General features: G+C 57.3%; 16 protein-coding genes and 1 tRNA gene. 9 read left to right on the top strand and 8 right to left on the bottom strand.

From position 1 onward, the window contains the following. Positions 1–6: 6 nt before the first annotated feature. Positions 7–327, top strand: a complete 321-nt coding sequence (gene trxA / locus SLH49_RS21360) for a thioredoxin (protein WP_320239922.1) — start codon at positions 7–9, stop codon at positions 325–327. 96 nt (positions 328–423) lie between these two features. Here the strand turns inward: trxA and SLH49_RS21355 are convergent, their stop codons facing one another. Then, the gene (locus SLH49_RS21355; protein WP_320271174.1) at positions 424–1,341 is read right to left on the bottom strand and encodes a hypothetical protein; all 918 of its coding nucleotides are present in this window, start codon (positions 1,339–1,341) and stop codon (positions 424–426) included. A 104-nt stretch (positions 1,342–1,445) separates the two neighbouring features. Between SLH49_RS21355 and hslV the strand changes: the two genes are divergently transcribed. Genes hslV through SLH49_RS21335 form a run of 4 tightly spaced genes read left to right on the top strand, consistent with a single transcriptional unit; the run spans position 1,446 to position 4,674 of the window. After that, positions 1,446–2,015 carry an ATP-dependent protease subunit HslV gene (gene hslV / locus SLH49_RS21350; protein ID WP_320271188.1) on the top strand — a complete coding sequence of 190 codons (570 nt, stop codon included), beginning with the start codon at positions 1,446–1,448 and terminating at the stop codon, positions 2,013–2,015. Continuing rightward, positions 2,012–3,079: a hypothetical protein gene (locus SLH49_RS21345; protein WP_320271173.1), complete on the top strand. Its 1,068-nt coding sequence runs from the start codon at positions 2,012–2,014 to the stop codon at positions 3,077–3,079. Before hslV ends, SLH49_RS21345 begins: the two co-directional genes overlap by 4 nt. 8 nt (positions 3,080–3,087) lie before the next feature. Further along, positions 3,088–4,398 (top strand): ATP-dependent protease ATPase subunit HslU, encoded by a 1,311-nt coding sequence (gene hslU / locus SLH49_RS21340; protein ID WP_320271172.1) that lies wholly within the window; start codon positions 3,088–3,090, stop codon positions 4,396–4,398. 24 nt (positions 4,399–4,422) lie between these two features. Beyond that, a complete protein-coding gene (locus tag SLH49_RS21335) occupies positions 4,423–4,674 on the top strand; it encodes a hypothetical protein (RefSeq protein ID WP_320271171.1) in 252 nt (83 codons plus the stop codon). Positions 4,675–4,686: 12 nt separating this feature from the next. Here SLH49_RS21335 and SLH49_RS21330 read toward each other — a convergent pair whose 3' ends face one another. Beyond that, positions 4,687–4,977: a zf-TFIIB domain-containing protein gene (locus SLH49_RS21330; RefSeq protein ID WP_320271170.1), complete on the bottom strand. Its 291-nt coding sequence runs from the start codon at positions 4,975–4,977 to the stop codon at positions 4,687–4,689. A 187-nt stretch (positions 4,978–5,164) separates the two neighbouring features. On the opposite strand from SLH49_RS21330, the gene SLH49_RS21325 reads away from it, so the two are divergent. Beyond that, positions 5,165–5,662 carry a hypothetical protein gene (locus tag SLH49_RS21325; protein WP_320271169.1) on the top strand — a complete coding sequence of 166 codons (498 nt, stop codon included), beginning with the start codon at positions 5,165–5,167 and terminating at the stop codon, positions 5,660–5,662. 180 nt (positions 5,663–5,842) lie between these two features. Continuing rightward, positions 5,843–7,117, top strand: a complete 1,275-nt coding sequence (locus SLH49_RS21320) for an MFS transporter (protein ID WP_320271168.1) — start codon at positions 5,843–5,845, stop codon at positions 7,115–7,117. Here the strand turns inward: SLH49_RS21320 and SLH49_RS21315 are convergent. From SLH49_RS21315 to dapF, 3 genes are read right to left on the bottom strand one after another with little or no spacing between them, the layout of a single operon-like run. After that, positions 7,078–7,725 (bottom strand): glutathione S-transferase, encoded by a 648-nt coding sequence (locus SLH49_RS21315; RefSeq protein ID WP_320271167.1) that lies wholly within the window; start codon positions 7,723–7,725, stop codon positions 7,078–7,080. The genes SLH49_RS21320 and SLH49_RS21315 overlap by 40 nt on opposite strands. Positions 7,726–7,730: 5 nt before the next feature. Continuing rightward, complete coding sequence (mtaB, locus tag SLH49_RS21310) at positions 7,731–8,999, bottom strand: tRNA (N(6)-L-threonylcarbamoyladenosine(37)-C(2))-methylthiotransferase MtaB (RefSeq protein WP_320271166.1); 1,269 nt, start codon at positions 8,997–8,999, stop codon at positions 7,731–7,733. Then, entirely contained in the window at positions 8,984–9,832 is an 849-nt protein-coding gene (gene dapF, locus SLH49_RS21305) for a diaminopimelate epimerase (protein WP_320271165.1), read from the bottom strand. The genes mtaB and dapF overlap by 16 nt, the downstream gene beginning before the upstream one ends. Positions 9,833–9,897: 65 nt before the next feature. Between dapF and SLH49_RS21300 the strand changes: the two genes are divergently transcribed. Beyond that, positions 9,898–9,973: transfer RNA gene (locus tag SLH49_RS21300), tRNA-Lys, on the top strand. Between the two features lie 149 nt (positions 9,974–10,122). Here the strand turns inward: SLH49_RS21300 and SLH49_RS21295 are convergent. Further along, complete coding sequence (locus SLH49_RS21295; RefSeq protein ID WP_320271164.1) at positions 10,123–10,464, bottom strand: hypothetical protein; 342 nt, start codon at positions 10,462–10,464, stop codon at positions 10,123–10,125. Continuing rightward, complete coding sequence (locus SLH49_RS21290; RefSeq protein WP_320271163.1) at positions 10,451–10,915, bottom strand: hypothetical protein; 465 nt, start codon at positions 10,913–10,915, stop codon at positions 10,451–10,453. The genes SLH49_RS21295 and SLH49_RS21290 overlap by 14 nt, the downstream gene beginning before the upstream one ends. Positions 10,916–11,031: 116 nt before the next feature. On the opposite strand from SLH49_RS21290, the gene SLH49_RS21285 reads away from it, so the two are divergent. After that, positions 11,032–11,631, top strand: coding sequence for a TetR/AcrR family transcriptional regulator (locus SLH49_RS21285; protein WP_320271162.1), 600 nt, complete (start codon positions 11,032–11,034; stop codon positions 11,629–11,631). Here the strand turns inward: SLH49_RS21285 and SLH49_RS21280 are convergent. Beyond that, a complete protein-coding gene (locus SLH49_RS21280) occupies positions 11,555–12,031 on the bottom strand; it encodes a hypothetical protein (RefSeq protein ID WP_320271161.1) in 477 nt (158 codons plus the stop codon). The genes SLH49_RS21285 and SLH49_RS21280 overlap by 77 nt on opposite strands. Positions 12,032–12,455 lie beyond the last annotated feature (424 nt).

The raw sequence follows: 12,455 nt of genomic DNA, 5'->3' as shown, positions 1-12,455 counted from the left end.
AACCTGATGGCCACCGTAGCCGTAACCGACGCAACCTTTGACGCCGAAGTGCGCCAATCCGACATCCCCGTTGTCGTGGACTTCTGGGCAGAATGGTGCGGCCCCTGCAAACAGATCGGCCCCGCCTTGGAAGAATTGTCGTCCGAGATGGAAGGCAAAGTGAAGATCGTCAAAGTGAACGTGGACGAAAACCCGAACTCGCCTGCGCAAATGGGCGTGCGCGGCATCCCTGCGCTTTTCGTTTTTAAGGACGGTGAGGTTGTGTCGAACAAGGCCGGTGCCGCGCCGAAAGCGGCGATTCAGGGTTGGATTGAAGAGTCGATCTAAACTCACGAACATCCGAGTTTTAGGGCGTCCTCTAGGGCGCCCTTTTTCGTTCGAATGATGAGCGGCCCTCACGGTGAAAACAGGATTGGTGCTGGCTCAGACCGGCCACCCATGTCCTCTCAAAACCTCACGAATGCGCATCCGGACTTCCGGGCGGCCTGCGTTGATGGACCGTAGCTGCAGGAACCAATGTATGTAAGCCGCATAGTCGGGCGCATGTACGCCAACCTGAGCAAAGGCAGTCTCCTCTCCGATCTGCTCCACATTCAACGCGATATGGTGAAAGTCGATTTTCCCAAAAAGGATCAACGGCTTTTCAAAGAAGTATCCCATGAATCCCGCGCTGGAGTTCTGGGTCACCACGTAGTCGCAGCCTTGTAGATATACCTCTGATTGTTCGGTCCCGATCCGCAAACGAGGATGCTCAGTCATCAAGCGATCCAGCGCCTGTTTCTCGGCGGCTGAATATGCCTCTGATGGATGCAAAGTGGCCACCACGTACCGCGTAGGATCATGTCGCAACACCGCGCGGAGCATCTCAATCGGACTACAGGTCTGAAAGGACCGCTGAACCATCAATCGCCCTTGCAGGGGCACATAGACAAAACCACCCCGCGTCACCCGCCCTGCACGGCCTTCAAACAACCTGTCCTGCCAGAAGCGATAGAATCTTCGCGCTGCATCGTGGTCCTGAACGTCAGCGTCAAACGCCTCTTTAGCCACGGGCCACTCCCAGCGCTTGGCGCTCTTTTCGATGTGCCAGAACGGATAGGAATAGGTGCGCCGAAACACCAGATCGTCCCGCCCAACAGGCTCATCCATCAAAAACAAGCCCCGACCGGGCCGCGCCATGGCCCGCAAGCGTGCAAGGCTGTCATCCCCGTCATAGGCGACGCTCAAACCGGCGCTTTCCAGCACCGCCGCCACGTGACCCAGAAAGTTGTGATTGCCGCGCTCTGCCTGCCTGCGCAGTTTCGGATGCAGATAGAATGTCACCGTGTTCACAGCACTCATGGCGCCGACGCTAGCCGCGCCTCCCCTCCACCTCAAGCCGGGTCCGGGGTTGTTTGCGCAACCAACGCCCGCCATATAGGCACCACTGCGGTAAGGAGCGAATGATGACGCGTGAAGAGTTTCCCGGCTGGCACGGCACAACGATTATCGGCGTGCGCAAAGGGGGTCAGGTTGTCATCGCCGGTGACGGGCAGGTGAGCCTTGGACAGACCGTGATCAAGGGGACCGCCCGCAAGGTGCGCAAGCTGTCCCCCGGCGGGCAGGATGTGATCGCCGGGTTTGCCGGGTCCACCGCCGACGCTTTTACTTTGCTGGAGCGGTTGGAGAAAAAGCTGGAAGCGACGCCTGGCCAGCTTGCCCGTGCTTCGGTGGAGCTTGCCAAGGATTGGCGCACCGACAAATACCTGCAAAAGCTAGAGGCGATGCTGATCGTCAGCGACGGCACTGAGCTGTTTGTGATCACCGGCGCAGGCGATGTGCTGGAGCCTGAACATGACATCGCCGCCATCGGGTCGGGCGGCAATTACGCATTGGCCGCCGGGCGCGCGCTGATGGCAACCGACCAAAGCGCGGAAGAGATCGCGCGCCAAGCCATGGCGATTGCCGCGGATATCTGCGTCTACACCAACGGCAATCTGACGGTTGAGACGCTGCAGGCGGCATCCAAAGCATGATTGAACGTGATGATGTCAGGGCCGCGGTCAGCAGCGGCCTTTTGTCAGAAAAGCAGGCGGCTGATCTGATCGCCCTCTCTGACAGTCGCCGGGGTGCGCGTGAGAACCTTGATCCGGGTGATGAACCCTTTGAGCTGTTCAAAGGGTTCAACGAAATTTTCATCGTCATCGGTCTGATCATTCTGGCCTTTGGCTGGTCCGGTGTCGTGACCCTTGCGCTGGGCGACGAGATCATCGACCTCAAACGCTATGCGATCATGGTCACGGGCGCCGGCGCAGTGTTGCTGTGGCTTTTGTCGGAGTATTTCATCCGCAAGCGGCGCATGGTCGCCCCGGCGATTGCGCTGTCGGTCATGTTCGCGGGCAATGCAGCCTTCGGTTTCATCGCCGCGATGACCCAACCTTTCATGATCGCGCAGAACGATTTCACCAGCGTGCCCTTGCCGCTGGCGCTTGCTACGCTTGCCCTGTTGGCCTATTGGTGGCGGTTCCGCGTGCCCTTTGCGATGGCGATGATCGCGGTGGGGCTCTTCGTGATTGCCATTGTCTTCACCGCCAGTCGGGGTGGCGCGGTAGAAGAAATCAGTGATCTGTTCCTCCTATCCGCTGGCGGCCCTTTTGCGTGGATCACGCTGGCGCTGGGCATCGTGGTCTTCGCCGTTGCCATGACATTTGACATGAGCGATCCGCATCGCGTCACCCGCCGTGCGGCGAACGGGTTCTGGCTGCATGTTGTGGCCGCTCCGGCGCTGGTGAACACGCTGGCCTTGTCGCTGCTTGATCGCGATACGGGCGGTGCCAACGCGATCCTGTTTGGTGTGCTGATGTTGTTCGCCGTCGTGGCCATCGTCATCGACCGCCGGTCATTCCTGATCGCAGCTATTGGCTACATCGTGGCTCTGGCCGCAACGGTGTTTGACGGCGATGGGGCGGCCCTGACGGTGCTGATCCTTGGCGTCGTGCTCTTACTGCTCGGTGCCTTCTGGGAACGGATCCGGGCGCGTATTTTGCGCGTGATGCCGGGCTTTGTGCCGCTTCACCGCCTTCCCCCGTCGCAAGCTTAAGGACTTTCATGACAGACCTGACCCCCCACGAAATCGTCTCGGAACTTGACCGGTTCATCATCGGGCAAAAGGATGCCAAGCGTGCCGTCGCCGTGGCCCTGCGCAACCGCTGGCGGCGCAAGCAACTGGGCGATGATCTGCGGGATGAGGTCTACCCAAAGAACATCCTGATGATCGGGCCGACCGGTGTGGGCAAGACCGAGATCAGCCGCCGCCTGGCCAAACTCGCCCGCGCGCCCTTCATCAAGGTCGAGGCGACAAAGTTTACCGAAGTGGGCTATGTCGGGCGTGATGTCGAACAGATCATCCGGGATCTGGTCGATACCGCGATCCTCGACACCCGCGAACATATGCGCGAGGACGTGAAAGCCAAGGCACACAAGGCCGCCGAAGACCGCGTGATCACGGCAGTTGCGGGCACCGACGCCCGCGACGCGACGCGCGAAATGTTTCGCAAGAAGCTGAAATCGGGCGAGCTTGATGATACCGTGATCGAGCTTGAGCTTGCCGACACCACCAACCCTTTCGGCGGGTTCGAGATCCCCGGTCAGCCCGGTGGCGGCATGGGCGGCATGATGAATCTCGGCGATATCTTCGGCAAAGCCATGGGCGGACGCACGGTCAAAAAGAAGATGACCGTCGCCGAAAGCTATGAGGCACTGATCGCGGATGAGGCGGATAAACTGTTGGACGACGAAACCGTCACCAAGGCCGCGTTGGAGGCGGTCGAACAGAACGGCATCGTCTTCCTTGATGAGATCGACAAGGTCTGCGCCAATGCCGACCGGCTCGGTGCTGATGTGAGCCGTGAAGGGGTGCAACGCGACCTCCTACCCCTGATCGAAGGCACGACCGTTTCCACAAAGCACGGGCCGATCAAGACCGACCATATCCTCTTCATCGCATCAGGCGCATTCCATGTGGCGAAACCCTCGGATTTGCTGCCGGAATTGCAAGGTCGGTTGCCGATCCGCGTTGAACTGCGCGCGTTGACCGAAGAGGATTTCGTCCGCATCCTGACAGAGACAGACAATGCGCTGACCCTGCAATACTCCGCGCTGATGAAAACCGAGGAGGTCACGGTGGACTTCGCCGAAGGCGGCATCAAAGCCCTCGCCAAGATCGCGGCAGAGGTCAATGAAAGCGTCGAAAACATCGGCGCACGGCGGCTTTACACGGTGATTGAGCGTGTCTTCGAAGATCTGTCCTTCAACGCTCCCGACCGCGCAGGCGAGGCGATCACGATAGATGCGGCCTATGTCGAGGAACATTTGGGCGAACTCGCCCGCTCCACCGATGTCAGCCGCTACGTGCTGTAAATGCTGCGGCTCAGGCGATACCCCGTGATCCTGATCCTGCTGATCGCGGGGATCCTGATCATCATCTTCGCCTATGCCACGCTGAACCTGTTCCAAACCGCGATGGCCAATGTCCGGTTCCTGCGCGAATTCGGCTGGTTAGCCGTGCAAGAGGGCGGCCTGGTCCAACTGGCCCAGATCGTCATGAACGGCACCATCGCCATGCTCAGCTATATCGGCTTCAAGCTCTGCGAAAGCGAATTGGTGCAGCGCTATCAACGCTGGCAGAACCGGTAGGCGGCCCGCCGATCAGTCAAAAATATCCATGATGCTGTCAAACATGCTTTCCCGCTTGCGCCGCTTCGGGCGGCCTTGCTGCATGCGCTGCGGGCTTTCATGGTAATGCACATCTCCATAGGCGTCCTCGGCGGAGACGCCACCATCCATCAAAGCCTCTTCCCGGATCGCCATGATGATCTTCTCAAGCTCGCCCCGATCAAGCCAGATCCCGCCCGATGTGGGGCAGATATCGATCTTGACGCCATAGCGCTCAACTTCCCGCATGGGAGAACCATCGATGGGAGACGTCATGAGAGGCATTAGGCGATCCTTTGTGATTGAAGCGTTTGAATTGAGTTATGGTGGAATGGAGCGATTACAAGGCGTTGATTGCGCGATGACGGGGGAGAGGGGGTAGTTCAATAAGAAGGCATTTGCAGCTCCTGCAACAGTCGATAAGTTGCCGGCAGGTGAAGCGTACGGAGACTATCATTTGTCTAGGGTCTTGTTGCTTCTCACTTTTACCCTGTTTTGCTTCCCAAGCTATGCAGATGAACATGCCCAAGGCAGTATCCGAATTCCAGGATATGATACGGCAGGTTTCGTCGGTGATTTGAACGCAAGCAGATTCTTCAGTGCAATGTCATTGGTGGCATCTGCAATCCCGAACGATAACCCAGACAAAGTCCTGCTTTTGCTCTTCATTGGTGAGGGTATCATAAAAGATGACCGGATCGCTGAATTTGGTCTCCAAGGATTCTCGGATGAGCAGGCGAATGCTCTTGCAGAACTTGAGGTGGCCGACGAGCAATGCAACCTAGTGCGCTTAGATTCAGAACTCGAGCACGAAGTTCATTTGCTCGCTATCGATACAGCGCTTGCGACCGAACAGGATTTGCATCGCTGCATTGCGGTCCTGCTTGCAGTATCTAGAGGCGTGCCCAGCCAAAGGGCCAGAACGCTGACAAACCAGCAGCTTATCGTAGAGTTTTTCGAGAGTTTCTAGGCGTCGAAAGATCGTTAGATCTCACGAAGGATCGCAACAAGAGTCGCTCTTTTGGGTCATCGCCGACCAATCGAATCAGACATCCATGATGCTTCACGGAACGTGAAGTGTCATTTGCTAACCGGGTATCATCGACACTTAACCCTTCCCCTCACCGCAAACACCCTCCATCAAAGGGCCATGCGCGCCTATCTCGCCTTCATCCGCGACAACGCACCTTTCCTCGCCGTCGGCGCACTGCTCTTCTTCCTTTCCAGCTTTGGCCAGACCTTCCTTATCGCCATCTTCGCCGGAGAAATCCGGGCCGAGTTTGCGCTGAGCAACGGTGATTGGGGGCTCCTTTACATGGGAGCAACGGCAGCTTCGGCCACGGTGATGATCTTCGCGGGCGCGCTGACGGACCGGTTTCGCGTGCGCACACTGGGGGTTGCTGTGCTGGGGCTGCTCGCCATCGCCTGCCTCGGTATGGCGCTGAACCAAAGCGTGCTTGGCCTCGTGCTAATCGTCTTTTGCCTGCGTCTCTTCGGTCAGGGCATGACGAGCCACACCGCCGCCACTGCGATGGCACGCTGGTTCAGCGCCACGCGCGGGCGGGCGCTGGCGATTGCCACAGTGGGGTTCGTGCTGGCCGAGGCGGCGTTGCCACTTTTCAGTGCCTGGATCAAAACCATCCTGCCTTGGCGGCATGTCTGGGTCGGTTTTGGCTGTTTCATCCTGCTCATGATGCCGCTGATCTGGCACCTGCTCCGTTACGAACGCACGCCGCAATCGGTCGCCAAGACCGACAGCACGCCGGGTATGGACGGGCGACATTGGACAAGGGCCGAGGCGATCCGCTATCCGCTTTTCTTGACCATCCTGCCCGCCATGACCCTTTTCCCGATGTTCGCCACGACCTTCTTTTTCCATCAGGTCCATTTCGCTGAAATCAAGGGATGGAGCCACATCGCGTTGGTGGCCGTCTTCCCTCTGGGCACCTTTACCCTGATGGCCTCGACGTTCCTTTTCGGCTGGGCGATTGATCGGTTCGGGGCCAGCCGTTTGCTGCTGATCTACCTGCTGCCTTACAGCGTCGCCTTTGTCATCCATGCCTATGCGCCGACAATTACATGGGCCGCGTTGGGCGTGATCCTGATGGGTCTTGCGGGCGGCGGACAGGCGACGTTGCCGGTGACGACTTGGTCGACCTATTTCGGCACGGCGCATATCGGGGCGATCAAGGCGGTTTCGACGGCTGTGATGGTCTTTGGCTCGGCCATCGGGCCGGGCTTGTCCGGATGGCTGATAGATGTGGGGGTCGGCCTTGAGAGGCAGTTATTGATCTATGCGGTCACATTCGTGCTTGCTTCGGGCGCGATGATCGTGCCGCTGCGCCGTGCGAATGCGCGGTTGACTGATCGCGGCGACAGTCCTGTTCAGGCCGGTGGTGGTCCGGGAAAGATCACCGGCACCTGATCCGCGTGCCAGGGAGTGTACTTCTTCATTACTTCGGCAAATCGTGTCGAGTTCAGAAAACTGTCTAGCCAGGTGGTGAGCCTTGAGAGGCCCTGCGCGTCGAACCATTCACGATCGGTGTTGGCGAATTGGCGGACGAATGGCAGGATGGCCATGTCGGCCATTGTCCGGCGCGGGCCCGTCAGAAAAGCTGTATGTTTCAGCCGGGCGTTCCAGTCGGTGAGATAAGACAGCGCCTCGGCCCGGTCGCTTGCTACATCGCGATTCGGAAAACGCACTGCGTATTTCGTGTGGTCCAGCGCCCTCTTGAACGGGCCGTCGCAGGCATCGATCAGGTCATAGCCCGCGGCGGGCATGTCGAGCCAGCCTTCGGGATCGTTCTGCGCCAAAGCCCAGAGCATCACATCGCGACTTTCCTCAATCACCTGATCACCGGCGACAATGACGGGCACCGTGCCCTTGGGCGACGCGGCAAGGAATGGCGCGGGTTTGTCTTTCAGCAGGATCTCTCGCAGCTCCACCTGACAGCCGCTTGCCGCGATCGCGAGGCGCGCCCGCATGGCGTAGGGACAGCGGCGGAAGGTCCAGAGGATGGGGAGCGTTGCCATCCGCGCTAGGCCACCAATTGCTGCCCTGCGATGCCGGTGATCTCGGCTTTCACGATCTGCCCTTCGTGCTGATCCGTGGCGAAGGTGACTTCGGCAAATTGCGGCGTGCGCCCCATGCGGGGGCTTTCCATCAGGATGTCATGGGCCGTGCCAACTTGCTTTACCAGATGGGTTTTAACCCGTTTTGCCCCCGCCGCGCGCAGTTCTGCCGCGCGCGCCTTGATCACACGCCCATCAACTTGCGGCATCTTTGCGGCTGGCGTGCCGGGGCGAGGCGAATAGGGGAAGACGTGGAGCCATGTGAGGTGGCATTCCTCCACAAGCGCGAGCGAATTGGCGAACATCGCCTCGGTCTCGGTCGGGAAACCAGCGATGATGTCCGCGCCAAAGGTCATATCGGGGCGCAGCTTGCGCGCCTCTTCGCAAAACCGGATCGCATCATCCCGCAGGTGCCGACGCTTCATCCGTTTCAGGATCAGGTCATCGCCATGCTGCAGCGAAAGATGCAGATGCGGCATCAGGCGCGGTTCAGTCGCGATGGCGCAAAGCAGGTTCTCATCCACCTCGATACTGTCAATGGAACTGATCCGCAGGCGCGGCAAGTCGGGCACGAGTTTGAGGATGCGCATCACCAGATCGCCTAGCTTTGGCTGGCTCGGCAGATCAGCACCCCAGCTTGTCAGGTCAACGCCGGTCAGGACAACTTCGTTATAGCCTTTGTCCACGAGCCGTTTGATCTGATCCACGACTACACCCGCCGGAACGGAGCGGGAATTGCCGCGGCCGTAAGGAATGATGCAGAAGGTGCAGCGATGATCGCAGCCGTTCTGGACCTGCACATAGGCCCGGCTGCGCGTGCCAAAACCGTCGATCAGGTGCCCTGCGGTTTCGGTCACGGACATGATGTCGTCCACCTGCACCGGCTCGGTCTGTCCGATCAGATCAGGGGCCATCTGCGCCCAGGTCGCCGGGTTCATCTTTTCGGTGTTGCCGATGACGACGTCAACTTCCGCCATGTTGGCGAATATGTCAGGTGCGGTTTGGGCCGCACAACCGGTGACGATCAGCTTTGCATCCGGATTGTCGCGACGCAGCTTGCGAATGTCCTGCCGCGCCTTGCGCACGGCCTCGGACGTGACGGCGCATGTATTTACGATCACGGCATCCGTGACACCGGCCGCGGTCGCCAATTCCTTCATCGCCTCTGTCTCATAGGCATTCAGGCGGCAGCCATGGTTCGAGAAGATCGGGGCGCGTATCATGTCAGCCGCCATTGCCCGTCAAAGACATGGGCAGTGGGGCCCGTCATCCAGACACCATCATCGCGCCAGCTGATCTGAATGCGACCCCCGTCGAGGTCGATTGTCACATCACGCCCCGTCAGCCCCCGCCGCACTGCCGCGACAGCGGTTGCACAAGAGGATGACCCGGAGGCGAGCGTGATGCCCACGCCACGTTCCCATACGCGCATACGCAGATGATCGGGCCCAATGACGCTGGCAAACTGCACATTCGTGCGCTCAGGGAAAAGCGGATGATGCTCGATCTCTGCGCCGCGCATCTGAAGATCAATCGCTTCGGCATCATCGACGAAGAATGTACAATGCGGATTGCCCATACCAGTCGCAGTGGGCGCACCCTCAATGGGTAGGCTCAGCGTCTCCATCTCGTGCGCAAGCGGCACCTGATCCCATGTCAGCAGAGGTTGCCCCATATTGACTGATATCAGCCCATCGTCCGCATCAACGGCCTGTAACGTCCCGCGTTCGGTAGTGATGGTCAGCGCATCACGGCCGGTTTCATCCATCAGATAACGCGCGATGCAACGTGTCGCATTCCCGCATGCCGCCGCCTGAGAGCCATCGCTGTTCCAGAAGGTGAGATGGATATCAGCTTTGTCGGTCTCGGTCATAACTGCCAACTGATCAAAGCCGATCCCCGTGTGACGATCTCCCATCGCCTGTGCCAGATGCGAATCGACAGGCGCCGCAGCCTGCCGCGCGTCAACGACAACAAAGTCGTTCCCCAGCCCATGCATCTTCATGAAGGGCAGATATGTTGCCTCTGATCCAGCCATGGCGGGCATATAGACAATGGTGTACGACATATCCACCCGGTATTGCTTTTGGGGGTTGACCGAGCGCACGCGCCTTTCTAAGTACGCGGCTCAGTGGGCCGTTAGCTCAGTTGGTAGAGCAACTGACTTTTAATCAGTAGGTCGATGGTTCGAACCCATCACGGCTCACCATTTTATGTATTTGTCATTAGACCATGAAAGTGCAGATTTGGAGCATAAGCTTGCAAATACTGTCGTTTGGTAAGCTTGCAATACCAATTCCTGACTGAAATCGGGATGACACTTCGCTTTGGACTAGCGGAGACACGCTGGTTGTTCCGTTAGTCCCATGTTTTGCCGCCAAGTCTTTCAGCCAACTCAATCCACTCTATTTGCAAGCGGCTCCCAAGCGCCCGTGCTCCGCATTTCAGAAGGTTGGCAAGCGCACCAGCTTCTTCTTGCCTTGCGCGGTTGATCGCGGCTTCGAGCGCGAGCACATGCAAACTTGGTTGGGATAGCAAAAAGCGCTGATGCTCAACGATAAAGGCCCATTCATCAGCGAACAGGGTATGGAGTTGCTTGATCATGCGCGCACCGCAACCGCAAGCCGCCGCGCACTGAAGAAGGGAGAGTTGTCGATTGATGATATTGGTCGGGTGCAGCACCTCGTCATCTGGAGCCATCGGCAGCCATCATGCCAGAGACGGTGACGATCTTTTTGATCCGGTGATCCGTCACTGATGCAGACGCAATAATGGAGCCACCCTGGCAAACGCCGAGGCCGTAAATCTCCTCAACGAACGGCAGCGTTCCAAGGTAAGACACGGCATCCCAAGTGTTCTCGATCAGCCGGAACATGTACCGGCTTTTCTTGTACTCTCCGAGCAACGCGGGGCTGTCGCCCATTCCAAGGTAGTCGAAGCCCAAGTAGATAAATCCTCGGGCTGCCATCTCCGGGCCATAGGTCGCTGGGATTTGCCCTCTCACTTGAGGAAAAGGGCTCGCGCCAACGAGCGTCTTGTACTTCTTGTTGAGATCAAAGTCGTCAGGGAGGTACAGGTCACCGACCAAATCCACGCCGAAGGATTTGAAGGTCACAGCATTCGCGCCTGGTTTGAAGGTTGCCTGGGTCATTGTTTTGTTCTGCTCGGGATGTGGCCTGTTGGCCTTGCATAAGTAAATCACGCAGTTTACTTATGGGGCAGAAAGCTAAATGTAAACCATACGCTTTACTTTTTGAGGGATGCGCCGTGAAACGTACTGAATTAAAACGAAAAGATATTGTCGAAGCCGCTATTGAAGAGTTCAGCACACACGGCTTTGAGGGCGCGCGAACGGCTCAGATCGCAAAATCTGCTGCCGTTTCGACTCGCACCCTGTTCAATCATTTCCCGACGAAAGAAGCGCTATTCGGTCACATGGTAGACATCGTGATTGAGCAGACAGGGGCAATTACGTCGGCCCCGTATGACCCGTCGCGACCTATTCGAGATCAACTGATCAAGTCTTTGCAGGACTACATTTCGGCGATCACTGATGACGTGTATATGCGGCTGAACCGCATGGTGATGTCTGAGTACCTGCGCGATCAAGAGCTTGCGCGCCGGATTTTTGCCCACGCTGAAATGAACACAAACCCCGTGCGAGGGATCATCGAGGGAGCAGTTGCGGCCAAAGTTCTGAATGATGTTGATCCGCAATATGCGACTGACCTGCTGTCTGGTCCAGCCATCCGTTTGTTCTTCTGGCCACAGTTTCTTGTCGGGGCTGAGGTCAGCCAAGACGCGCGGACTGTTTACGAGGATAGTGTAGATATGTTCTTGGCGAGATTTGGAAAGAAGGCAAACTGAACGGCCCCAATGCCCTTTCGTTGGAAGTCAGTATACCGCCGCTAGCTTTGCGGAACCATTTGTTCAGCTCACCATTAAGCACGTATTCTTCATCCGTATCCTTGACCGCATCTCGGTACGAAAATGAGCCTACTTCATTGAGAGAGCCTTTTGGCAGGAGCTGAATTAATGAATTCACCTCGACAGTCAACTGATCTTCCCAACCGGAAGGCAGATCATTATAGCTAATGACTTCCTTTTGGAGGATATCAATGATGCTATCAGATCTAGGCAATTTCCGAATAATTGCTTCCAACTTGCCGCGCTCTAAAGCATCATTGTAAAGATACTCGACGCCTTGAAGTTCACAAAGCTTATCGGAGTCTTCAATAGAAATTGCCAGATCTAAATCTACGGTCATTGATTTGGCCTCGTTGGCAATAGACTTGGATCAATACTCCAACGATCAGCGAAATCTGGCAGCTGAGACTAAAAATGATCAAAGCTATTACTATTCTCAATGATTTCACTGAGTTCATTATGGAATGTTGTGCTTCCTGTAAACGGAGCGTTACCCGGTGAACTCACGTGTCCGCCGGCTTGGCCTCCGACATCTAGAATATCATCTGGCACCCTCCACCTTAGATCGGCCGTTGCCGTCGTTAGATCTCTAACCTCATCAACGCTCGGTCCCTAGTTTGAAAATTGCTCATAGTGATCAGACATGCGCCATTCATGCTGACCGCCAGGTCCTCGGATCATAACTTTGAAGTCTTCTATAGTCTTCATACTACCCCAAATCTACCGAACACCATCGGCGCACAGATCTGAATGTCTTAGGTTGA

The sequence above is a fragment of the Cognatiyoonia sp. IB215446 genome (assembly GCF_033963825.1).
Classification (GTDB): domain Bacteria; phylum Pseudomonadota; class Alphaproteobacteria; order Rhodobacterales; family Rhodobacteraceae; genus Yoonia.
The sequence above is the reverse complement of the archived record's forward strand: the minus strand, read 5'-3'. Positions and strand labels throughout refer to the sequence as shown.